Here is a 23,405-nt window from a genome sequence, read left to right as displayed (position 1 = left end):
ATCAAACCCTATTGTAGTCCTCAGCATCTAATGATTATTTCTTGTGTTGTTTTATTCTCTGTAATTTATATTTTTTATCTTTTTTCTGTCTTAAAACAATTCCTGCCATTGGTGGAAGTTTTACCGTGACAGATTTTGGATGCCTCATCCATTCTTCCTGCTTTTCACCCAGAATATCAGCATCTACACCGCTTCCGCCATATTTCTGGTCATCAGAGTTGAAAATAACCTCCCAATGAGTCCCTACATTAACTCCGATGGTATATTCTAAAACCTGTGGAACCATGTTGAGAACGACCATCAATACATCATCCCTTCTTTTGCCTTTTCTAAGATACACATAGACTGAATTCTCGAGATCATCCGCTTCCACCCACTCAAATCCGTTTTTATCAAATTGATTTTCATAAAAAGCAGTTTCGTTCCTATATAAATGATTTAGATCTTTGACTAAACTTTGCATTCCTTTATGAACCGGATACTGCAGCAGATGCCAATCAAGGCTTCTGGTAAAATTCCATTCACCGGTCTGGGCAAATTCGTCCCCCATAAAAAGAAGCTTGGCTCCCGGATGAGTGTACATGTAGACATATAGGGTGCGGAGATTGGCAAATTTCTGCCATTCATCACCCGGCATTTTATAGATCAGGCTCGCTTTTCCGTGTACCACTTCATCATGCGACAGCGGCATCATATAATTTTCGTTATACATATACACGGATGCAAAAGTGATTTTATGATGGTGGTATTTCCTGTTTTCCGGAGCTTCTTTAAAATAATCCAGCGTATCATGCATCCATCCCATCATCCATTTCATTCCGAAGCCTACCCCGCCATCATGAACAGGTTTTGTAAGCATAGGGAAATCCGAACTTTCCTCAGCTATCGTAACAATACTGTCTCCAAATTCTTTATAAACAGCCGTATTGAATTCCTGCAAAAAAGCTTTGGCTTCAAGATTTACATTTCCCCCTTCAATATTAGGCTCCCATTCTCCTTCGTTCCTTGAATAATCAAGATGAAGCATAGATGTGACTGCATCTACACGAAGTCCGTCTGCATGATAGCGTTCCAGCCAGAACATCGCATTCGAGATCAGGAAAGATTTCACTTCATTTCTGCCGTAATTGAAAATATAAGACTTCCAGTCAGGATGAAACCCTTTTCTGGGATCTTCATGTTCATAAAGGTAAGAGCCATCAAAACGGTGCAACCCGTTGGCATCTCCCGGAAAATGAGACGGTACCCAATCCAAAATAACCCCAATATCATTTTTGTGAAGCTCATTGATCATAAACATCAGATCCTGCGGCGAACCGAAACGTGAGGTCGCTGCATAAAAGCCGGTAATCTGATACCCCCAGCTTGGATCATACGGATATTCCATGACAGGCATGAATTCTACATGCGTAAAGCCCATCTCCTTTACATAAGGAACTAATTTCTCAGCAATATCACGGTAATTCAAATATTTATCCGGAGCATCACCTTGTCTTACCCAGGAACCTAAATGCAGCTCATACACAGATAGCGGCGCATTCAGACTGTTGCTTTTCCAGCGCTTTTCCATCCATTCCTCATCACTCCATTCGTACCAGGTTGTAGAAACCAGCGAGGCTGCCTGCAGATTTTGCTCCCAACTTAAAGCAAAAGGATCACTTTTCTCCAGAATTTCACCTCTGGCAGTTTCTACAGCATATTTATATAATGTCCCCCAGGTAAGTCCGGAGATAAATCCTTCCCAGATTCCCGATCCGTCCCACCGCGGAAACAGAATATGATCTTTATGATTCCAGTTGTTGAAATTCCCTATAACGGAAACTTTTTTTGCATTAGGAGCCCAAACCGAGAAATAGACACCTTTTACACCCTCTTTTTCAACAGAATGTGCTCCAAATTTCCCATACAGCTTATAATGCCTGCCTTCTTTGAAAAGGTAGATATCATGATCTGTGAACAGCGTATAGGTTTTAACAGAATTCATCAAGATATAGTTATACTTTATTTTTCTTTGAAACTACGAAAATTCCCCACAATAACGATTAATAATTAATCAAATAATTATTATGTTAATTTCCCGATTTTGGGCACAAATATCAAATATATTATTTTTTATATTTATCTTTTTATGATTTTAAAACAATCTTTTTTATAAATTTAGCTTCAAAATTATATTAAACACATAGGATGAGGTTTGAACTTTATACTGAAGAAAGCGACGACAGAACGGTATACATCACCGGAAATTTCAACAATTGGAACCCAAGAGACTACAATTATCAGCTTAAACAGCTGGATCCGCACAATTATTTTATAGAGATTGACAACGAAATACTTCCGAATACCGTAGAATATAAATTCACAAAAGGAGGCTGGGAAAATGTGGAGCTCGATAAATACGGAAACATCACTCCAAACCGGAAAGCTGAAAAAACATCCGGGAAAACATCTGATATTATAGAAAAATGGAGGCTCAACTGGGGACCTTTTAAAAAGGAGTTTTTCCCGATTGCAGAAGTTATTTCGGAAGAATTCTACATTCCACAACTAGAACGGTACCGGAAAATCTGGGCGGTATTGCCTTACGACTATTATGTATCCGATAAAAGTTATCCCGTGCTTTATCTTCAGGATGCCCAAAATCTTTTCAACGAAGGAAGTGGGTACGGAAACTGGGAAATTGATAAAAAGCTGTCTATTTTAGCGGAATATGGACGTGGTGATGTTATTATCATTGCAATAGAACACGGCAGTGAAGAACGTATCAAGGAATATATCTTTGACAATGACAATATTGCGAACGGCTCGGAAGGAAAAAAATACATCCGTTTCATTACAGATACTTTAAAGCCTTTTGTGGATGAACACTACCGCACGAAAAAAGACCGTGACAATACAGGAATCGGGGGCAGCTCATTGGGCGCGCTGATCAGTATTTACAGCGGATTTCTTTATCCTGAGGTTTATTCTAAACTGTTGATCTTCTCCCCTTCACTTTGGGTGGAACCTAACAATAATTTTCCGATGATGAGCTTCAGGGTTCCTTTTAAAACCAAAATATACCTGTATGGAGGTGGTCAGGAAGGTTCCAAAATGGTAAAAAGAATCCATGTTTTTGAAGAATATTTAAAGCGTTGGGAAAAGAAGAATCTTTTTGACTTTGAATTCAGGACCAGCATCAATCCGGAAGGAACCCACAGTGAATTTTACTGGTCCCAGGAGTTTCCCAGAGCCATTGAGTGGCTGTTCTATGATAACACGGAAAATCCGGTAGAAGTAAAACCACAACAACAGAGCATTAAAAATTAAGCTTATGAAACTGATCAACAAAAAAAATAAAAAATACACACAGGTTTTTCACCTTTTTACAGAAGAAGAATGGAAAAAATCCAGCAAAAATTACAATAAAAACATCTCTTCTTTTTTCTCCGGAAAGAAATATGAGGTTTTCATTCATACTGATGAGGAAAGGATCATGTATCTGATCGGTTTGGGCAAATCCACGCTGCAGAATTTTGAGGTTCAGCAGGTAGCCGTTAAATTCTCACAAACACAAAAAGACAAGCTTCAGGCTGTCCCTAGTCTCGTTTTAGCAGATTTTCTGAATGAGAAACAGTTCGAAGAGTTCGTAAAAGGTTTACTTTTTGGAACATACAGCTATCCTTTTGATAAAAAGCATGCTTTCTGGAATCCAAGATTTGAGATCCATTTTGAAAATTTAAGCCAGAAAAAACTAGATACAATCAGCTCAAAAGCCGAAGCGCTAGCCAACGGACAAACAACCTGTCAGGAATGGTTGAATAAGCCGGCCAATCTTAAGAAACCTGATATATTAAGTCTGTTTCTGAAAAATATGGCCAAGAAATATGATTTAAAATATACTGTATTCAATAGAAAAAAATGCGAAGAATTAGGCCTGGGCGCTTATCTGTCGGTTAACCAGGGAAGTGCTTATGATGCCGCTTTCACCATTATCGAATATAAAACTACCGTTAAAAATGCCAAAACATTTGGTTTAGTCGGGAAATGTGTCCTTTTTGATACAGGAGGTATTTCTCTGAAGAACCCGGACAATATGCATTACATGAAATCTGATATGGGAGGTGCCACGGCAGTTATCGGAACCCTGATCTATGCAGCAGAAATGAAGCTTCCGGTGAATATTGTTGCCGTACTTCCTATCACGGATAATGCCATTTCTGAAAAGGCTTTTCTTCCAAGCGACGTTATTACGGCCTACAACGGAAAAACAATTGAAGTACTTAATACGGATGCAGAAGGCAGGATGATTCTCGCTGACGGACTTTCTTATCTTGCCAGAAACTATAAAACGGATTTTCTGATTGACCTTGCTACCTTAACAGGAAGCTCTGTAAGAATGTTCGGCGATACCTGCGGAGCCATGTTCTCCAATCATGATGAGCTGAAAATCCTTCTGGTAAAAACCGGAGACAATACCAACCAAAGAGTATGGAATCTTCCTTTATGGGATGTATGGAAAGATGATATACAGTCTGACGTTGCAGATCTGAAAAACATCTCTATGAAACCTATCGGTGATTGCATCATAGCCGCTAAATTTCTGGAGCAGTTTATTGAAAACCATCCTAAATGGGCACATCTGGATATTGCAGGAGTTGCTTTCGGAAGTACGGGATATTCAAAAGAAAAAGCAGCAACCGGCTTTGGAGTACAGCTGCTGGCCGATTTAATTGAAAATTATCACTAAAAATTAGTTTTTTTCAAAATTTCTCTGTATACTTGAGTATGTATTTTCAAAAACGCAGTTTATTGTGATTTTTAACATTAATTAATCAATAAAAAATTGCTTTTATTTTTGATAATTTACTAAAAACTAAAAAACATTATATGGAGGAGAAAACAATAGTATGTATTTCGTGCTATTACAAGGGCTATGACTTCATGGACGAAATGAAGAAGCTCGGTAATAAAATTATCTTGATAACATCAGAAGGCCTTAAAGAAAAAAACTGGCCATGGCATGCTATTGATGAGGTATTTTATATGTCTGAATTAAAACCTTCTGTCTGGAATCTGGATCATCTGGTCCAGGGATTTTCACATCTCATGAAAACCAGGAAAGTAGATGCTGTAGTGGCCCTCGATGATTATGATGTGGAGAAGGCTGCATTGATCAGAGAAACATTCCGTATTCCGGGAATGGGACAGACTACACACCGCTATTTTAGGGACAAGCTGGCTATGCGCCAGAAAGCGAAAGATTCGGGTATCAATGTTCCGGAGTTTACAGCTGTTTTTAACAATGACGAAGTAAACAGCTTTGTAGAGAAAGTCCCGGCTCCCTGGGTATTAAAACCCCGCTCAGAAGCATCAGCATCAGGGATTAAAAAATTTTCGTCCAAAGATGAGCTCTGGAACGAACTGAATGCCCTTGGTGAAGAGCGACATCTGTTTCTGCTGGAAAGTTTTAAACCCGGAGATGTCTATCATGTGGACAGTCTGACTTTTAATAAAGAAATTGTATTTACATCTGCTTCCAAATACCTTGCACCACCTATGCAGGTTTCTCATGAAGGTGGTGTATTCAGATCCAAAACCCTGGGAAGATATTCTGATGAATTTAAAGCCCTTGAAGAAGTCAATGCCAAAGTTCTTTCCAGTTTCGGATTAATGAACGGAGCTACCCATACTGAATTTATCCGTGGAAAAGCCGATGGAAAATGGTATTTCCTTGAAACATCCTCCAGAGTTGGAGGCGCACACATTCCTGATCTTGTTGAAGCCTCCAGTAATATTAATATCTGGCGAGAATGGGCCAAGATTGAAGATGCCCTTCTGCGTGGAAAAAGCTATCAGGCTTCGAAACCTACAGGTTACTATTCAGGTCTCATTATTGCCCTGATCAAAGATAAAGAGCCTGATTACAGTGTTTTCAGCAGCGAGGAAGCTGTGAAGTTCCTTCCGATCGATCATCATGTAGGAATTGTTTACAAATCCAGCGATCCGGACATTATACAGCAAAGACTAGACAGTGCTGCCGAAAAAATCCAGGCGGAAATGCTGAATATTCTGCCGCCCAAAAGTAAACTGACAAGCTAAACACAATATATAATAAAAGAAACTGATCAATGCCGCATATAGAACATACAGATTATTATTCAAACATATTAGGAACAAGTCTTAAAGTGGAGGTTACAGGACATTACGGATATCCCATCGTTATGTTTCCAACTTCCCAGGGACAATACACCCAAAATCACGACTTTCATCTCAACGGAAGTATCAATTGGTTTATAGAACAGGGAAAAGTAAAGCTTTATAATATCCAGACGATTGACAGCTGGAGCTTTTATGATGAAAAAATTTCGCCTCAGAAAAGGATAAAGAATTATGAGCTGTATGTACAGTTTCTGATTCAGGAATTTATCCCCTATATCCAGAAAATTCATAAAACACACCGTGTTGCTGTGGCAGGAGCAAGTTTCGGAGGTTATCATGCCGCTAATTTTGCTTTCAGGTTTCCGGACGTGGTTTCCCATCTGTTCTGTCTTTCCGGAGCATTCAGCATCAGGAATTTCATGGACGGATATTCAGATGAACTCGTATATTTTAACTGCCCGAGAGAATTTGTAAAGAATGACGAGGCATGGAAATACAAACATATGCACATTGTACTGAGCACTTCTGACCAGGACATCTGCAGGGATAAAAATATTGAAATGGCAGAGATCTTAAGCTCGAAGGGGATCGATTTCTGGTACGATGAGAGAAAATGGATCAATCACGACTGGCCGTTATGGAGGATGGTATTTCCTACTTTTATAGGGACTTTTTTCTCATGAAACCGTACATTTAATAAGATAAAATAATAAAACATATACCAATTTAAAAACAGAAATTATGGCAAAAAAAGTGGGAATTCTATTCGGTATGGAAGACACATTTCCTTGGGCGTTTATCGACAAAGTGAATGAGCTGGGCGGCGGAGAAATCATTGCTGAAGCAGTAAATATCGATAAACTTGAGCAGGGAGCTGATTACGGCTATGCAGTCATTATCGACAGAATTTCGCAGGATGTTCCTTTTTACAGGGCTTATTTGAAAAATGCAGCACTTAACGGAACTTATGTAATCAATAATCCATTCTGGTGGAGCGCCGACGAAAAGTTCTTCAATAATGCGCTGATGACAAAACTTGGAATTCCGCTTCCTAAAACAGTACTCCTTCCTTCGCACGAAAGACCTACAGATACTTCGGAAACATCATTCAGAAACCTGAAATTTCCTCACGACTGGGAATATATTTTCAATTATGTAGGGTTTCCTGCCTATATGAAACCTCATGACGGCGGCGGATGGAAAAGTGTATACAGGGTAGAAAATCCTGAAGATCTATGGGAAAAATTAAGCGAAACAGAACAGCTTGTGATGATGGTACAGGAAGAAATTGTTTTCGATGATTATTACAGGGTTTACTGTCTGGGCAAAAAATATGTTCATATTATGCCTTACGAACCACGTAATCCACATCACTTAAGATATGCCACGACACATCAGACCAAAGGAGAGGAACTTGAAAAACTGTTAAAAACAATTCATGATTACACTATTACCATGAATGAAGCTCTAGGCTACGACTTCAATACGGTAGAGTTTGCCATCAGAGACGGAATTCCATATGCGATAGATTTCTGTAATCCGGCTCCTGATGCAGATAAAAACTCGGTAGGTGAAGAAAACTTTGCATGGATTGTAGAGCATTCTGCTAAACTGGCCATTGAAAAAGCAAAAGAATATGTTCCTGGAAAACCTAACATCTCTTGGGGTACGTTTGTAAAAGACTCCGTAAAATAAACATTAAAAAAATAAAAAAACACGAAAAAAAAATGCATCAGTTTACTATAGGAATCGAGGAAGAATATCAGATCATTGATGTTGAGAGCAGAGACTTAATATCTCATGTTTCAAAGATCATTGAAGGGGGCAAAGCTGTTTTAAGTGAAAATCTAAAACATGAAATGCATGAATCAATGATCGAAATGGAAACCGGAATCTGCCAGAATATCAAGGAAGCCAGAACGGAGCTGACTAACCTGAGAAGACATTTAATCAATACAGCTCATGAACAGGGACTTCGGGTTTCCGGAGGTGGAACCCATCCTTTTTCTAACTGGGAACATAACACCATCACCAACGGTGAGCGGTATAACAAGATCGTGGATGATATGGGAGATGTTGCCCGCGGAAATTTAATTTTCGGGCTCCATGTCCATATTGGGATCCCTAACCGTGAAGAAGGGGTAAGGATTCAGAATGTGATGCGTTATTTTCTTCCACACGTCTATGCACTTTCTACCAACTCACCTTTCTGGATCGGAAGAAATACAGGATTCAAGTCTTACAGACAGGAAATTTTTGTAAAATTCCCAAGAACCGGTATTCCCAGCTACTTCAATTCACTGGCTGAATTTGACAGCTATGTAGAACTTCTTGTAAAAACCGGAACTATAGATAATGCCAAGAAAATCTGGTGGGACCTGCGTGTCCACCCATTCTACCCTACCATTGAGTTCAGAATCTGTGACATGCCTTTAAGGATAGAGGAAACAGTTTGTATGGCTGCCATTATGCAAAGTTTAGTAGCAAAAATCTATAAACTTCACCAGCAAAATTTAAGTTTCAGAAGCTACAGAAGATTATTGCTAAACGAAAACAAATGGAGAGCATCTAAAAGCGGTATTGAAGCCCATCTGATTGATTTCGGAAAAGAAGAATCCGTTCCTTATCCACATCTGCTGAAAGAACTCCTGGAATTCATTGATGATGTAGTAGATGACCTGGACTGCAGAAAAGAGGTTGAATATGCCTGGACCATCCTGGAAAACGGAACAGGAGCCGACAGACAGCTTAAAGTATTTAATGAAACCGGAGATCTTACCAAAGTAGTAGATTATATGATCTCTGAAACGGAGTATGGCATAACACATGGCGAAACGGCTTCGTAATATTTTTGGTAACTTTGCAAAAAATATGAAGTAGTATGAAAGATATTCGAATCGCTCTGGTTGATATGAACAACAACCATGTCAATCAAGGCTTTAGAAATATTAAAGAGATTTCAGAAGCATTCCAACAAAGTTCTGAAGAAAATGTGACGATTAAAACATTTGATGTAAGGTTTAAGAATGAAATGCCCAACATTGAAGATTTTGACATCTTTATTTCTTCTGGCGGACCTGGAAATCCACACAGAGAAGGTTTGGAATGGGAGGACAAGTATGCCGCTTTTCTGGATGATATTTTAAAGCATAATAAACATAATGAAGATAAAAAATATCTGTTCCTGATCTGCCATTCATTCCAATTGGCAAGTATTCACTGGAAGCTGGGAAATATCTGCAAAAGAAAATCTTATTCTTTCGGGGTAATGCCGGTTCATAAAACAGACGAAGGCAAGCAGGAGTTTTTGTTCAAAAATCTCCAGGATCCTTTTTATGCTGTAGATTCCAGAGCGTACCAGTTTATTGAGCCGGATATGGACCGTTTTGATGAGTTGGGAATGAAAATCACGGCTATCGAGAAATTCAGACCACATATTAACCTGGAAAGAGCTATAATGGCTGTACGTTTTTCAGATGAAATATTCGGAACACAGTTTCATCCGGAAGCTGATCCCAAAGGCATGATAGAAAATCTGAAAGACGAAAAGAATAAAACAGCAATGATTGAGAACTTCGGCATGGAGAAATACCTTGAAACTGTAGACAGAATAGATGATGAAGACAAGATTATCCTTACCAGAAGCCAAATCCTTCCGAGATTCCTTCAGTCTGCAAAAAAAAACATTTTAAAGGAAAGTGAAGCTTTGGCTTAAGCTTATATAATAGATGCTTCGACTTTGCTCAGCATGGCAATGCTGAACAAATAACAGTCAGTATTAGAGATGTTATGCTGAGCGAAGTCGAAGCATTATTAATAAGATATGGCAATAACCATAACAGATTAAATCGGACAGAAATGTTCGATTTTTTAAAATAAAAACCACAAAGAAAAAATATGATCCCAAAATACAGAAAACAGTTTAACCAGGAATTTTCGCAGGAAAAATATGATCAGCTTAAAGAAAGCCTTGCCCAGAAAGGAAATATTGCACCGGCATTCAGAATTTCAGAAAGCCCGCTCTTTCTTACTACTGAGTTTAAAAACAAACTTCTTGACGCAAGCGAAAGTATTATTGACCAGATAAAAGCACTTCCTGCCGAAGTACTTTACAAGGCTGTTCCGGATAACTGCAGAGTGCCGAATGACACACTTCAGCCTCACTTTTTTACCATTGATTTTGGGATCTGCCGAAGCGAAAACGGACAAATTGAACCTCAACTCATAGAACTGCAGGCATTTCCTTCTTTATATGCTTTTCAAAAAGTATTTGAGGACACATTTTGCGAGGTTTACCCATTTCTTTCTGAGATCAGAAATACAATGCCGCATTCTGAGTTCAAAAGTCATTTAAAAGAGCTGATTATAGGTGATGAGGACCCTGAAAATGTTATTCTCCTTGAAATATTTCCAGAGAAACAGAAAACAGCCATTGATTTTGCTCTAACAGAACAATTATTGGGAATAAAAACAGTTTGCCTGACTAAAGTAAAAAAAGAAGGCAGAAAGCTGTTTTATGAAAACAACGGAAAAACTGTTGAGATCAAAAGGATCTATAACCGTGTCATTTTTGATGAACTGGATAGAATTCCGGATCTGAAAACCGGGTTCGATTTCCGTGATGATATTGATGTTAAATGGATCACACACCCTAACTGGTTCTTTAAGATTTCAAAGTTTCTTCTTCCGATTCTAAAGCATCAATTCGTTCCGAAGAGCTATTTTCTTCACGAATTCCCCGAATCCGAAAGTCTGGATAATTTTGTATTGAAACCCTTATTTTCATTTGCAGGAAGCGGAGTGAATTTAAATCCTACGAAAGAAATTACTGAGGCTATTGAGGATAAGGAAAATTATATCTTACAAAGAAAAGTAACTTATGAACCAATTTTTGAAGATATCAACGGAGAGTTTTCAAAAGCTGAAATCAGATTGCTTTACATCTGGCACGAAAATGACGAACGTCCTATTCTCCTGGAAAACTTGGGAAGAATGACTAAAGCTGCGATGGTAAATGTGGATTTTAACAAGAAGGATGCCATATGGATCGGAAGTTCTAATGCATTTTTTGGAGAGGAGTAATTGACAAATCAAAAAACAGGATAGTAAACAAAACCCAATTAATACAACAAATCCTTCTGCCTTCAGGAGGATTTGCTATTTTTGCAATGCTTAGTCTCTATGTTAGCTTACAGAAAAGCTTATGGAGCAATAAAAAATGATATTCATGAATCTTAAAAATGTCGATGAACTGATTTTTCAGCCGCTTGGACTGAAACTTTTAAATGTAGAAGAAGATATAGAAACCCAAGAGTATTCAGGTTGCAGTTTAGGCCTAAACCAACTGAATATTAAATTCCGTACAGCAAAGATAACACCAACTAAAACAGGCCAGTTTGTGACTATCTGGAAACGTAATGAAAAGGGAGAAACAGCTCCGTTTGATTCCAATGATCTGTTTGATTTTTATTTAATTTCAGCTTCCACGGACAATGATAAAGGAATTTTCATATTTCCTAAAGAAGTTCTGATAGAAAAAGGAATTTTGTCCCATGATCAAAAGATTGGTAAAAGAGGAATCAGAGTATATCCAAACTGGGATCCCACGGAAAATAAGCAGGCAAAAGCGACTCAAAAATGGCAGGTAGAATATTTTCTTGATCTTTCACAGGATACGGAATCGTATCTTAAAAAAGCGAAACTACTATTTGATTTGAAATTTTAGAGTTGCAAAAAAGCTTTATCAGCGGGTTCGCCGCCTCGTTTACATTCCTTAAAGTACAACCTGCTTTTCATAAAGCTTTGTGTTAAAGAAACCTTTTGCAGATTAAACAGATTCTGCAGATCTAGTTTGCTGAATAGGATGAAAAAAGTAAATGAAAATTTGTTTAAAATAAAAAACGGCTGAAAATTCAGCCGTTTTTGTATAAATCATTTATTTTATGAATTTTTATCGTCTTCCATAAGCTCGCGTGCCTGGTAATCCTGTACCAGATCGATTGCATTGGAAATAACGTCACTTAAAGCAGTGATAAAGGTTCCTTCTTCAGCCATTCCCATGGCATGTTTTAAAGCTTCAATTTCTTTAGGTATAATCTCATAGCTCACATCTCTTCCGGCTTCATTAATACCATCGATGATCAATCCGTTGATTTCTTCTTCCGTTCTTCCTCTCAGGTGTTTTTCGTTTCTGATGATGATATAATCAAACATCCTTCCGGCAATTTTTCCGCATTCTCTGATATCACCATCCCGTCTGTCTCCTACTCCTGAAATAATGCCTATTTTCTTGGTAGATTCTACATTTTTAAGGTAATCTTCTATTGCCTGGTAGCCTGAAGGATTATGTGCAAAATCAATAAGAACCTTAAAATTCTTAAATTTAAAAATATTCAGTCTTCCCGGTGTAAGCTGCGCACTCGGAATAAAAGTTCTTAAGGAATTGGAAATGTCTTCGATTCCGAAACCGTAGAGATAGCTTGCCAAACTAGCAGCTAAAACATTTTCGATCATAAATCTGGCCTTTCCTTCCATGGTGATCGGGAAATCTTTAGCCTTTCCTATTCTAATCTTCCAGTCGCCTTTTTTAATCGTCACGAAACCTTCTTCATAAATGCAGGTAATTTTCCCTTCTTTGGCAAATTTTACGATATGGGGATTACTTTCATCCATACTGAATATCGCGACATTGCTGTCCAGATCATTAATGATCTTCATGGAATATTCATTATCAGCATTCAGGACGCTCCAGCCATTTTTCTTTACACTGTCCAGAACAACTCTTTTTACTTTCGTCAGGTCTTTTAGATTGTGAATATCATTCATTCCTAAATGATCCTCTTCGATATTCGTCAAAACCCCGATATCACATTGTGAAAATCCTAAGCCTGAACGCAGGATTCCGCCTCTTGCTGTTTCCAGAACAGCAAATTCTACCGTAGGATCTTTCAGAACAAACTCAGCAGAAAGCGGTCCTGTAGTATCTCCTTTGGAAAGCATTGTATTTTGTATGTAAATCCCGTCAGAAGTAGTAAAGCCTACTCTGTAACCATTGCTTTTTACAATATGGGAAATCAGTCTTGTTGTTGTTGTTTTTCCATTGGTTCCTGTCACGGCGATAATGGGAATGGTGAACGGCTTCCCCGGAGGATACAACATATCAACTACCGGAGCAGCTACATTTCTCGGTAAACCTTCGCTTGGCGCCAGGTGCATTCTGAATCCGGGAGCAGCATTTACTTCAATAATGGCTGCGCCGCTTTCTTTAAGAGGCTGAGTCAGGTTTTCTGCCATAATATCGATGCCGCAGACGTCCAGACCTATAATTTTGGAAACTCTTTCAGCCATGGTGATATTCTCCGGATGCACCATATCAGTAACATCTATGGAAGTGCCCCCTGTAGAAAGATTAGCCGTTGATTTCAAATAAACCACTTCTCCCTTCTGAGGGACAGTTTCAAGGGTGTACTGAAGCTTTTCAAGAAGTTCCAATGTATCTTTGTCTACTTCTATTTCGGTAAGCACATTTTCATGGCCATAACCTCTTCTCGGATCTCTGTTTTCTTTATCGATCAGTTCCTGAAGATTCAGTTCCCCATCACCTACTACATGGGCGGGAACTCTCCTTGCTGCCGCAACCATTTTATTGTTAATCACCAGAACCCTGAAATCATATCCTGTAATATATTTTTCTACAATGACTTTTCTGGAATATTTCTGGGCATGTTCCAATCCTATTTTTGCAGCTTCCCAATCGTTTACATTAATAGAAGAACCCTTTCCGTGATTTCCATCCAATGGTTTTAGTACAATGGGATAGCCTATTCTTTTTATAACGCTGTCCAGACCTTCTTCATCCATCACCAGATCTCCGATAGGAACAGGTATAGCAGCATCATGGAGCATTTTTTTTGTCAGTTCTTTATTACATGCAATATCTACCGCAATTGAGCTTGTTTTTCCTGTAATGGTAGCCTGGAAACGCTGTTGGTTTACCCCATATCCAAGCTGCACCAAAGAATTTGTTCCCAATCTTATCCATGGAATTTTTCTGGAAACAGCCTCTTCCACGATACTTCCCGTAGAAGGCCCCAGGCGGACACGTTCTCTGATCTCCTTCAATTTCTGTATACAGGCATTAATATCGTATTCTTTATTATCTATTAAAGCCTGGGCTATATTTACAGCTTCTTCAGCAGCATAAATGCCTGCATTTTCTTCAATATAATTAAAAACAACATTGTATATTCCCGGTGATTTTGTTTCGCGGGTTCTTCCGAAGCCTACATCCATACCTGCCAGCGTCTGTATTTCCAACGCTATGTGTTCTATGACATGCCCCATCCAGGTTCCCGTTTCTATTCTGTGAAAGAATCCACCTTCTACTCCTTCTGAACACCTGTGGGTAAACAGAGAAGGGATCAGCTTTTCAATTCTTTCTCTGAAACCGTCGATTTTATTGGTAGGATAATTCTCCATTTCTTCAAGATCCAACCTCATCTGTATCAGCTTCTTTCTTCTGATACTCCAGATGTTTGGGCCTCGCAGTGCCTGTATCTTCTCAATTTTCATAATCTATTTGCATTTTATCAGTTAACAATAACTCCTTCAAAAATCAAAGATAATGTAAAACCCTAAACCAAACTATACCACATTTAAAGATTCCCAAAAAAAAATTAAAAAAAATTAACAATTCTAAAACATTAAAAATCATTAAAATGTGGCATGAATTTCGCCAAATGTTAATTATTTTTTAAATTTGCACACTATGATGAGACCCGTTGGAAAATTAATTATTATCGGAGGAGCTGTAAACAAAGGAAGCTTTGCAGAAACCGATTTCGACCAGAACATTGAAAAAAACCTTAACTTTTTTGAAAGAGGAATCTTAAGAAAGATCATTAACGAATCTAAGCTTAAGGAAAATTCTGTCATCGAAATTGTAACCACAGCCTCCCAGATCCCTCAAATTGTAGGCACGGAATACAAAAAAGCTTTTGAATTTCTTGGCGCCAAAAATGTAAATATTCTCGATATCCACAACCGTGAAGAGGCCAATTCTGATGCTATGGCAGCCAGAGCTAATGCAGCAGATGTTGTGATGTTCACCGGAGGAGATCAGCTTAGACTGACTTCTATTCTTGGTGGAACAAGATTTCACGATACTATATTACTGAAATACCAGGAACAGGATTTTATCTATTCAGGGACTTCTGCCGGTGCGGCGGCGGCTTCTGAAAATATGATCTACCAGGGAAGCAGCTCTGAATCTCTTTTAAAGGGAGAAATTAAAACAACGCAGGGGCTGGGTCTTATAGATAATGTAATTATTGATACACACTTCGTACAGCGTGGCAGAATCGGACGTCTTTTTCAGGCTGTAGTCAACAATCCGAGAACATTGGGAATAGGACTGGGTGAAGACACCGGACTTTTTATCCATAATGATATTATGACAGCTGTAGGTTCAGGGCTGGTGATCCTGGTAGATGGAAGATTTATTAAGGATACCAACCTTACGAATATCAACCTGGGTGAACCTATTTCAATCGATAATCTTACGGTACATGTTATGTCTATGAATGATCATTACGACCTTACCACAAAGAAACTTACGATCGAAAATTCACAGTTCAACCCTATCCCGCAGGATAAATAAAAGTTAACGGTCAATGGTGAATAGTGAATTTCACCGGTTAAAATTTTATCGTTATCTTTAAAATTGACCATTGACTTTTCACAATTGGCAAATACAATCTTATGAAAATCATTATCCACGGCGGTTTTTTCTCTGAAAGCGATCAAAGTCATGAAGTAAAGACGGCAAAACAAAATTCTTTAAAACAGATTGTCCAAAAGGCTTTTGAATATCTTCAGACGCATTCTGCTTTTGATACGGCAGCTTATGCCGTTTCTCTTCTGGAAGATGATCCATTGTACAATGCAGGCATCGGCTCTCAGATACAAAGTGACGGTGTAATCCGTATGAGCGCAGCAATTATGGATGGAGAAACGCAGAAGTTAAGCGGTGTAATCAATCTTCAGGATGTAAAGAATCCGATTTTCGTCGCAAAAGAGCTAATCAAAGAGGATGACAGGGTTCTGGGTGGTAATGGTGCTAAGATTTATGCCTCTGAACATGGTTTCGAGAATTTCTCAACGGAGATTCCCCAAAGAAGAAGTGAATATGAAGCTAAACTTAATAATGGCGGTAAAGGAACGGTAGGCTGTGTTGTTCTTGATAAAGACGGAAAGTTGGCAGTAGCAACCTCTACAGGCGGGAAAGGCTTTGAGATTCCTGGAAGGATTTCAGATTCGGCGACGGTGGCTGGAAATTATGCCAATTCAGTTTGTGCAGTAAGCTGCACGGGCGTAGGAGAAGATATTGTAAGCAATGCCACTGCTGCAAAGATTGTAACGAGAACTACTGACGGAATGAGTCTGGAACAGGCTTTTAATAAGACATTTGAGGAACTTCAGACCATAGATGGCTTTGCAGGGGCTATCGCTATTGATAAAGACGGAAATATCTACCATCAGGATTCTTATCCTACGATGGTCTTTGCAAGTTTTGACGGAGAAGATTTTCAGGTCTTTCAATAATTTTAACATTTTTTTATTATCCTATTTAATTTTTTGGCACGTATTTTACATGTTTACTAGTAACAAGTTTTAATATAAATCATTAAAAATAAAAATCATGGGAAATAAAACAAAAGGGCTATTGGCCTTACTAGGGGTAGGTGCTTTAGCATATTGGAAATACAAGAACTCTACACCTGAAGAAAAGCAGGCTGTAAAAGATAAAATCAATACTGCAAAAGACAACCTGAACAAATGGGGAAATGACGTGAAGAACAAAGCCAATGATGTTGCATCCCAAGTTCAGAATAAAGTAGACGAAGCTAAAACAAAAGCTGAAGATTCTTTAAGCTAAAAACAGATTAGTTTTTTTAACATTCATATATGAAAAGTCATCGTAATCTCAGGATTATGATGACTTTTTATTTTAAATGATACTGTAAAATTAATTTTTATATCCTTTCAAAGCATAAACCAACGGCAATTTATTATCAAACTTTGAAATCCGCCATTTCCCTTTTTCAAATTCTTCCACATGGTTGAAACACGGATAAGGTGACCAGTCAAATTCCTGGAATTTTTCCAGTTGTATATCATGATTTATCAGATTCTGCAGCACTTCAGCTAAAGAATGGTTCCACATCACATACTGCTGAACAATATCTGCAGATTGATCAGCATAGGTTCCTTCGTAGGTTTCTACAATAGGTTTTTCATTAAAATAATTGTAGGCAACTTTCGTAAAATCATCATCAAACATCCAGACGGCAGGATGAAATTCCGCCATTATAAATTTTCCACATGGTTTTAAATAATGGCTGATGACCTCTGCCCATTTATCGAGGTCAGGAAGCCAGCCTATTACTCCGTAACTTGTATAGACGATATCAAATTTCTGATCAAGAATCTCCGGAAGGCTGTATACATCCGAACAGATAAATTCTGTATTGGTACCACATTGCTGTGCAAGCTCTTTTCCTGCTTCAATAGCTTTATCAGACAGGTCTATACCAATAACCTGAGCTCCCATTCTTGACAAGGAAATAGAATCCTGTCCGAAATGACATTGAAGATGCAGAATATTTTTACCTTTTATATCTCCTAGAAGCTCCAGCTCTATCGGATTGAGTGAGTTTCTTCCTTTCAGGAATTCATCTACAAAATAGAAATCCGATTTCAGGTGAGGATCTACTTTGGCATTCCATGAGTTTTTATTGATTTCCAGGTAATTTTCCATGGTGTTTGCTTAATGCTAATTTAGAAAATGTTTTGAGATTATTTTACTTAATACTTATGTACAAACAATCAAATTCCGGGAATAACAATGGATGTATAAGAACTGTAAAGCTCCCACCCCATTGTTTCATAAAGTGATTTTCCCTGCTCTGTTGCTACTAAAAAATTGTTATGAATACCATTTGATACTGCAATTTTCTCGAGTTCATGCATTAGAAAAGTAGCGAGTCCCTTTCTTTGATGGTTTTCTGCTGTTAGAATTCTGTCATAAACTGCCAGATCATCTGCAAGCACAATTCTGCCTATGCAAGCCAACTCCCCATTTTCATCAATAATCTTAACCGCTGTTGTGGAATTGTAGTTTTCATATTCAAGCCGATAGCTTTCGCCCAGGCTTTTCCGTGAAATATTCATCGGACTGGAACAGAACATCATGTATCCGGGAGGCTGAATTATCCATTTTTCTGATACCCTATTTTTTACCTCATCCGGAGAGGCGCAAACCTTGAGGTAAATCCAGGGTTCATCAATCTGTTTTGAGAGTTCAATGAAATCATCATTGATCTCAGGAAAAACATATCTTATTTTCTGCTTTTCTTCTCCTACTTCTACTTTAAAACCGGATTTGTATCTTACCGGAAGAGGAAGTTTTCTGGACAATGACCATGCCCTCAACCATTTCTCTATAATATTATAAGGCACGATGTCCATCATGGTTTGCTCGTTATATTTACAAAGGCTGGTTCAGCAGTTTCTTTTTCTGTTCTGCAAATTCTTCTTCACTTAACACTCCACTTTCTCTGAGTCTCCCCAACTGTTCCAATTGATCTAAAACTGATGGTTCTGATTTACTTTGAAAATATTCTTTAGGACGGGCCATAAAGTCCCTTACTTTTTCACAAAATAATTCTGCATAATATTTTCCAACATTATCAATTTCAAGAACATTATCCGAAATATGAATATCTATGGAAGCCAGCATTAAGGATTTCTCGTATTGTATAGAACTTACTTTATCGTAAGAAAAATCTTCTACCTTCAGCCCATACATGAATTCTTTATCCACAAAAATAAGTCTTCTTTCCGTTGCTACTAAGATGATATGATGATTAGTCAGTTTATTTCTTCCTTCAATTAAATACACAATTCTTTCATTCTCCGAAAGGACATCCGGTAACGCATGAATTTCTTTTCTGGCAAAAATAGTGGGATTGATATCTAATATTTCCAGTTCATCTTTTATTTCGTCAAGTCTTGATTTTTCACTCATTATTAGCTTTTATAAATGGTAGATATTACAAATTTAATTTTTTTCTAAAATAGGGAAAGACATAAGTCTATTATTTTAAAAATAAAATTTAACAGTCATTCTTACAAAAGCATAACTCGCACAAGTATTAATACCAGTAAATGCAAAAGCATTATCGATTGATAATGCTTTTTAATTTTATATTTTCCAGAATATTACCCTAAAAACTCTTCCAAAGAAACTGTTTTCTGTTCTCCAGCTCCCAGATCCTTAAAAGTAACTGTTCCGTTTTTAATTTCTTCTTCTCCTAAAAAAACAAGGTTTTTAATTCCTTTCTTTTCAGCGTAGGTAAACTGTTTGTTAAGCTTTGCATTTTCAGGGTACAGCTCAGCAGAAATTCCTTTTTCTCTTAGCTGCATAATCAGTTTTAAAGCTTCTACCGTTTCTTCTCCTCCGAAGTTAGCAAAAAGGTATTCTACTTTCATTGAAGCTTCTTCAGGGAAAAGATTAAGCTCTTCCATCACCAGATAAACCCTGTCCAAACCAAACGAGATCCCGATTCCCGGAATATTTTTAACTCCGAAAACCTCTGTAAGGTTGTCATATCTACCACCACCACCGATGGATCCCATTGCCACCTCATCCGCTTTCACTTCAAAAATAGCCCCGGTATAATAATCTAAACCTCTGGCCAGCGTAATATTGAATACCAGATTCTGCATATCTACACCAAGGTTCAGAGATTGAGAAAGGACAAATTCAAGTTCTTCCACTCCTTTAAGTCCAATTTCACTGTCAGCAAATTTTTCTTTTAACTGAAGAAGATTTTCCAGCGCATCATCGGACTGATTAAATAAGAACTCCAATTTATCAATAGATTCCTGAGAAATTTCTCTTTCCAGTAATTCTTTAACAACTCCTTCTTTTCCTATTTTGTCCAGTTTGTCAAGAGCTACAGTAAATTCAATCAGTTTATCAGTAATACCTGCATATTCTGCCAGACCGGAAAGGATCTTTCTGTTGTTCATATGGATGGTAACAGGAATTTTCAGATCGGAGAATGATTTCAGATATAGCAGAACCAAATCCACTTCCTGTAATAAGCTTTCGCTTCCTACCACATCTGCATCACATTGGTAAAATTCTCTGAATCTACCCTTTTGTGGACGGTCTGCTCTCCATACCGGCTGAATTTGGTAACGTTTGTAAGGAAATGTCAGCTTACCATGATTCATCGCCACGAATCTTGCAAAAGGTACGGTAAGGTCATAGCGGAGCGCTTTATCTGAAATTTGAGAAATAAGTTTCTGATGATTTTTATTATCCCAGTCTTCCTGATTCACTTTTGAAGCGTATTCCCCTGAGTTCAAAATTTTAAAGATCAATCGGTCACCTTCTTCTCCGTACTTTCCTGTCAAAGTAGAAAGATTTTCAAAGCTTGGGGTTTCTAGTGGCTGAAAACCGAACAATTCAAAATTATTCTGTAAAATATTAATAATATATTTTCTTCTTGAAACTTCCTGTGCTGTAAAATCTCTCGTTCCTTTTGCTAAACTTGGCTTCATTTGCTGTATGTCATTTTGATAGATGCAAAAATAAGGAATTGAAAGGACTTTTCCGAAAGATAAAAAAGCTGAGGGAGATTTCTCCCTCAGCTCCTGATACATCATCATTAAGAAGTTCAAAAATCAGACACTTTCAAGAATCTCTAAAATCTCTTCACCATAGTTTTCAATCTTATGTTTTCCGAAACCTTTGATCTCAAGCAGCTCTTCTTTTTTAGCAGGTTTATACTTAGCCACAGACATCAGTTCTTTATTGCTCGCGATAAAATAAGTGGGGAGATTCTGTTCTTTCGCCTTCTCAGATCTCCAGTATTTCAGGGCATCTAAAATTTTCTCTTCATCGGAGTTTAAAGTATCATTATCTGCAGAGTACTTTACTGCCTTTGGTTCCTTCACTGTATTTTTGGCTGTTTTCAGCTCTTCAAAATACAGGATTACGGACCAATAACATTCATCGTTTACAAAAGCGGTTTCCACTTTTATAATTTCGTTCACGTCAAGAAAATCATCAAGCATTTTTTGATCTCTATGAAGAAATTCCTTGGAAAGTCTGATTTTAAAAACTTTTACATTCATCATTTGTGTTTTTAAAATTATTTACCTCCTAAAAGCAGGATCTCATCGATTCTGATCTCGGTTATATAACGCTTAACGCCGTCTTTGTCATCATACGATCTGTAGGTAAGTTTTCCTTCAATTGCAATTTCTTTTCCTTTGGGTACATACTTCTGAAGGATTTCAGCTGTCTTTCCAAAAGCAATCAGATTATGCCATTGTGTTTCTTCCACTTTTTCGCCTTTTGCATTCGTGTAATGATCGCTGGTGGCTAGCGACACGCTTGCTTTTACATTTCCGCTTTCGAAGTTTACTGTTTCAACTTCTTTACCTGTGTAACCAATTAATGTTACTTTGTTTCTTAGTGACATAACTTTAAAATTTTTAAGATTAATAATTCAGATAAGAGACGTTCACTGTCTTTCTCAAATCTCTGTTGCAAAGATTGTTACACCAAAGCATCTTAGTCGGTTATAAACTATTTAAATTCATTTGTATTCGTTTGTTGTCGAGTATTTCCGTATCTTTGATCAAATCAAGCTATGAAAAAGGACATCACTATTTTTGAGTTTCCTTTAAATCTTGGGCTCACTAAAAAGGAGCATGAGATAGAAACGGGAGTAAGAAAACTTCCTGCATGGCTCAGGAAATTTGGTTTTCATAAAGGAATAAATCCCATATACTGGATCCTGATTATGATACAGAAGGGCTTTATACCCAACCTTTCATTGAAAATTTAATTCAAATTATAAATAAACCGACTGAAAAAAATTAAATATGAAAAAGATTACCAGAATATGGCATGGAGTTGTCAATGCTGAGAAGGCGGATGAATACCTTAAATACGTTGAAGAAACAGGTATTTTACAATATAAAAATACCCCAGGAAATCTATCTACAAAAATACTGAGAAAAAAAGATCAGGAAATTTGTCATTTTTTTACTGTTACCGAATGGGACTCTTATGAAAGTATCAGGAAATTTGCAGGAGATGATTATGAAAAGGCAAAATATTATCCTGAAGACAAAAGATTTTTAGTGGAATTTGAGGAAAATGTCAATCATTATGAAACTTTTGAATACTAATTAATAGAAAGAAATTGTGAAGAAAACAATAAAAAGAACGTTCAGGGTTTCGAAATATGTGATTTACCGAGAAACACTGGTTGATTATAAAGAGCATTTCTGGTCTTTTTTAGGAGCATTTGTCGGGATCGGAATTATTGCATTTATTCAGTCCCATACTTTGGCTGCCACTGAGAACATCTTCCTCATCGGTTCCTTTGGTGCATCAAGTGTTCTGATCTATGGGGCCATTCAGAGTCCTCTTGCCCAGCCCAGAAATTTAGTGGGTGGACATGTTATTTCAGCGCTTGTGGGAGTTACGGTTTATAAAATCGTTCCTGATATCATATGGCTTGTTGCACCTCTGGCTGTAGCTTTTTCTATTGTCTTGATGCAGTATACAAAAACCCTTCATCCGCCCGGAGGAGCAACAGCACTGATTGCAGTGAGTTCTACAGGAAAAATTCCGGACCTTGGATATTGGTATGTACTTTCTCCGGTTTTATCAGGCTGCATCATTCTTTTACTCGCAGCTCTTTTATTCAACAATATAACTCCGAACAGAAGCTATCCTTCTCATACAAGTTTTAAACGGTTATTAAGAAAAAAACATGAACATTCACACAAAATGAAAAAATAAAAGCATGAACTGTCTCGAATGTGGCGAAAAAATTATCGGGAGGTCTGATAAGAAATTCTGTAATGATGCCTGCCGGAATGCCTACAATAATAAGCAGAACAAAGATTCTACCAATCTGATGCGGAATGTGAACAACAAACTCCGCAGAAATTACCGTATCCTTATGGAACTGAATACAGATGGCAAAGCGAAAATTGCAAAATCAAGGATGGATGGCTTAGGTTTTGATTTCGATTATTTCACAAATCTGAAAGTTTATAAAAATGGCTCTGAATACAGGTTTATTTATGACTACGGCTATAAGCTTCTGGAAGATGATTTTGTACTCATTGTAAAGAATCAGACATAATTCCCTACTTACCCTAAATATTCA

The 23,405-nt window shown here is 37.7% G+C and carries 24 protein-coding genes; 16 read left to right on the top strand and 8 right to left on the bottom strand.

The genetic code is table 11. The features are described from left to right. Nucleotides 1-34: 34 nt before the first annotated feature. Nucleotides 35-1,984 (bottom strand): 1,4-alpha-glucan branching protein GlgB, encoded by a 1,950-nt coding sequence (gene glgB / locus V6R96_RS08310; protein WP_336378634.1) that lies wholly within the window; start codon nt 1,982-1,984, stop codon nt 35-37. A gap of 203 nt (nt 1,985-2,187) precedes the next feature. On the opposite strand from glgB, the gene V6R96_RS08305 reads away from it, so the two are divergent. From V6R96_RS08305 to V6R96_RS08265, 9 genes are all read left to right on the top strand, one after another. Further along, the gene (locus V6R96_RS08305; protein ID WP_111958149.1) at nt 2,188-3,309 is read left to right on the top strand and encodes an alpha/beta hydrolase-fold protein; all 1,122 of its coding nucleotides are present in this window, start codon (nt 2,188-2,190) and stop codon (nt 3,307-3,309) included. A 4-nt stretch (nt 3,310-3,313) separates the two neighbouring features. After that, a complete protein-coding gene (locus V6R96_RS08300) occupies nt 3,314-4,729 on the top strand; it encodes a leucyl aminopeptidase family protein (RefSeq protein ID WP_336378633.1) in 1,416 nt (471 codons plus the stop codon). A 140-nt stretch (nt 4,730-4,869) separates the two neighbouring features. Continuing rightward, nucleotides 4,870-6,081, top strand: a complete 1,212-nt coding sequence (locus V6R96_RS08295; protein WP_336378632.1) for an ATPase — start codon at nt 4,870-4,872, stop codon at nt 6,079-6,081. A 29-nt stretch (nt 6,082-6,110) separates the two neighbouring features. After that, nucleotides 6,111-6,824: an alpha/beta hydrolase-fold protein gene (locus tag V6R96_RS08290; RefSeq protein ID WP_111958155.1), complete on the top strand. Its 714-nt coding sequence runs from the start codon at nt 6,111-6,113 to the stop codon at nt 6,822-6,824. Nucleotides 6,825-6,882: 58 nt separating this feature from the next. Then, nucleotides 6,883-7,836 (top strand): RimK family alpha-L-glutamate ligase, encoded by a 954-nt coding sequence (locus tag V6R96_RS08285; protein WP_111958157.1) that lies wholly within the window; start codon nt 6,883-6,885, stop codon nt 7,834-7,836. A gap of 32 nt (nt 7,837-7,868) precedes the next feature. Beyond that, on the top strand, nt 7,869-8,987 hold the full coding sequence (locus V6R96_RS08280; protein ID WP_111958159.1) for a carboxylate-amine ligase: 1,119 nt from the start codon (nt 7,869-7,871) through the stop codon (nt 8,985-8,987). 35 nt (nt 8,988-9,022) lie between these two features. Next, nucleotides 9,023-9,856: a glutamine amidotransferase-related protein gene (locus V6R96_RS08275; RefSeq protein WP_336378631.1), complete on the top strand. Its 834-nt coding sequence runs from the start codon at nt 9,023-9,025 to the stop codon at nt 9,854-9,856. A gap of 182 nt (nt 9,857-10,038) precedes the next feature. Then, nucleotides 10,039-11,223 (top strand): hypothetical protein, encoded by a 1,185-nt coding sequence (locus V6R96_RS08270; protein ID WP_336378630.1) that lies wholly within the window; start codon nt 10,039-10,041, stop codon nt 11,221-11,223. Between the two features lie 145 nt (nt 11,224-11,368). After that, the gene (locus tag V6R96_RS08265; RefSeq protein ID WP_336378629.1) at nt 11,369-11,866 is read left to right on the top strand and encodes a MepB family protein; all 498 of its coding nucleotides are present in this window, start codon (nt 11,369-11,371) and stop codon (nt 11,864-11,866) included. Between the two features lie 215 nt (nt 11,867-12,081). On the opposite strand, the gene cphA is transcribed toward V6R96_RS08265, so the two are convergent. Then, nucleotides 12,082-14,712, bottom strand: a complete 2,631-nt coding sequence (cphA, locus tag V6R96_RS08260; RefSeq protein ID WP_111958167.1) for a cyanophycin synthetase — start codon at nt 14,710-14,712, stop codon at nt 12,082-12,084. A gap of 196 nt (nt 14,713-14,908) precedes the next feature. Here cphA and V6R96_RS08255 point away from each other — a divergent pair, with 196 nt between their 5' ends. The 3 genes from V6R96_RS08255 (at nt 14,909) to V6R96_RS08245 (ending at nt 17,077) form a co-directional block, all read left to right on the top strand. Next, the gene (locus V6R96_RS08255) at nt 14,909-15,799 is read left to right on the top strand and encodes a cyanophycinase (protein WP_373426874.1); all 891 of its coding nucleotides are present in this window, start codon (nt 14,909-14,911) and stop codon (nt 15,797-15,799) included. 101 nt (nt 15,800-15,900) lie between these two features. Continuing rightward, nucleotides 15,901-16,743, top strand: coding sequence for an isoaspartyl peptidase/L-asparaginase (locus V6R96_RS08250; RefSeq protein ID WP_336378628.1), 843 nt, complete (start codon nt 15,901-15,903; stop codon nt 16,741-16,743). A 97-nt stretch (nt 16,744-16,840) separates the two neighbouring features. Continuing rightward, on the top strand, nt 16,841-17,077 hold the full coding sequence (locus V6R96_RS08245) for a YtxH domain-containing protein (RefSeq protein ID WP_111958171.1): 237 nt from the start codon (nt 16,841-16,843) through the stop codon (nt 17,075-17,077). 90 nt (nt 17,078-17,167) lie between these two features. Here V6R96_RS08245 and V6R96_RS08240 read toward each other — a convergent pair whose 3' ends face one another. The 6 genes from V6R96_RS08240 to V6R96_RS08215 all read right to left on the bottom strand — a co-directional run bounded on the left by V6R96_RS08240 (nt 17,168) and on the right by V6R96_RS08215 (nt 21,698). Beyond that, entirely contained in the window at nt 17,168-17,959 is a 792-nt protein-coding gene (locus tag V6R96_RS08240) for a class I SAM-dependent methyltransferase (protein ID WP_336378627.1), read from the bottom strand. A 68-nt stretch (nt 17,960-18,027) separates the two neighbouring features. After that, nucleotides 18,028-18,672 (bottom strand): GNAT family N-acetyltransferase, encoded by a 645-nt coding sequence (locus V6R96_RS08235; RefSeq protein WP_336378626.1) that lies wholly within the window; start codon nt 18,670-18,672, stop codon nt 18,028-18,030. A 16-nt stretch (nt 18,673-18,688) separates the two neighbouring features. After that, a complete protein-coding gene (locus V6R96_RS08230; protein ID WP_223559329.1) occupies nt 18,689-19,228 on the bottom strand; it encodes a PH domain-containing protein in 540 nt (179 codons plus the stop codon). A 194-nt stretch (nt 19,229-19,422) separates the two neighbouring features. Continuing rightward, nucleotides 19,423-20,772 (bottom strand): histidine--tRNA ligase, encoded by a 1,350-nt coding sequence (gene hisS / locus V6R96_RS08225; protein ID WP_336378625.1) that lies wholly within the window; start codon nt 20,770-20,772, stop codon nt 19,423-19,425. A gap of 123 nt (nt 20,773-20,895) precedes the next feature. After that, complete coding sequence (locus V6R96_RS08220; protein WP_223559328.1) at nt 20,896-21,351, bottom strand: HRDC domain-containing protein; 456 nt, start codon at nt 21,349-21,351, stop codon at nt 20,896-20,898. 14 nt (nt 21,352-21,365) lie between these two features. Beyond that, nucleotides 21,366-21,698, bottom strand: coding sequence for a single-stranded DNA-binding protein (locus V6R96_RS08215; protein ID WP_048504355.1), 333 nt, complete (start codon nt 21,696-21,698; stop codon nt 21,366-21,368). A gap of 171 nt (nt 21,699-21,869) precedes the next feature. Between V6R96_RS08215 and V6R96_RS08210 the strand changes: the two genes are divergently transcribed. The 4 genes from V6R96_RS08210 to V6R96_RS08195 are packed head-to-tail and all read left to right on the top strand — an operon-like array spanning nt 21,870 to nt 23,381. Continuing rightward, entirely contained in the window at nt 21,870-22,067 is a 198-nt protein-coding gene (locus tag V6R96_RS08210) for a hypothetical protein (RefSeq protein WP_336378624.1), read from the top strand. 37 nt (nt 22,068-22,104) lie between these two features. Continuing rightward, nucleotides 22,105-22,413: a hypothetical protein gene (locus V6R96_RS08205; RefSeq protein WP_336378623.1), complete on the top strand. Its 309-nt coding sequence runs from the start codon at nt 22,105-22,107 to the stop codon at nt 22,411-22,413. A gap of 16 nt (nt 22,414-22,429) precedes the next feature. Further along, nucleotides 22,430-23,032, top strand: a complete 603-nt coding sequence (locus V6R96_RS08200) for an HPP family protein (protein WP_336378622.1) — start codon at nt 22,430-22,432, stop codon at nt 23,030-23,032. 4 nt (nt 23,033-23,036) lie between these two features. After that, nucleotides 23,037-23,381, top strand: a complete 345-nt coding sequence (locus V6R96_RS08195; protein ID WP_111958185.1) for a hypothetical protein — start codon at nt 23,037-23,039, stop codon at nt 23,379-23,381. Nucleotides 23,382-23,405 lie beyond the last annotated feature (24 nt).

The organism is Chryseobacterium sp. CCNWLW53, assembly GCF_037083525.1.
Lineage (GTDB): Bacteria > Bacteroidota > Bacteroidia > Flavobacteriales > Weeksellaceae > Chryseobacterium > Chryseobacterium lathyri.
This window is presented reverse-complemented; position numbering and strand designations above follow the sequence as displayed.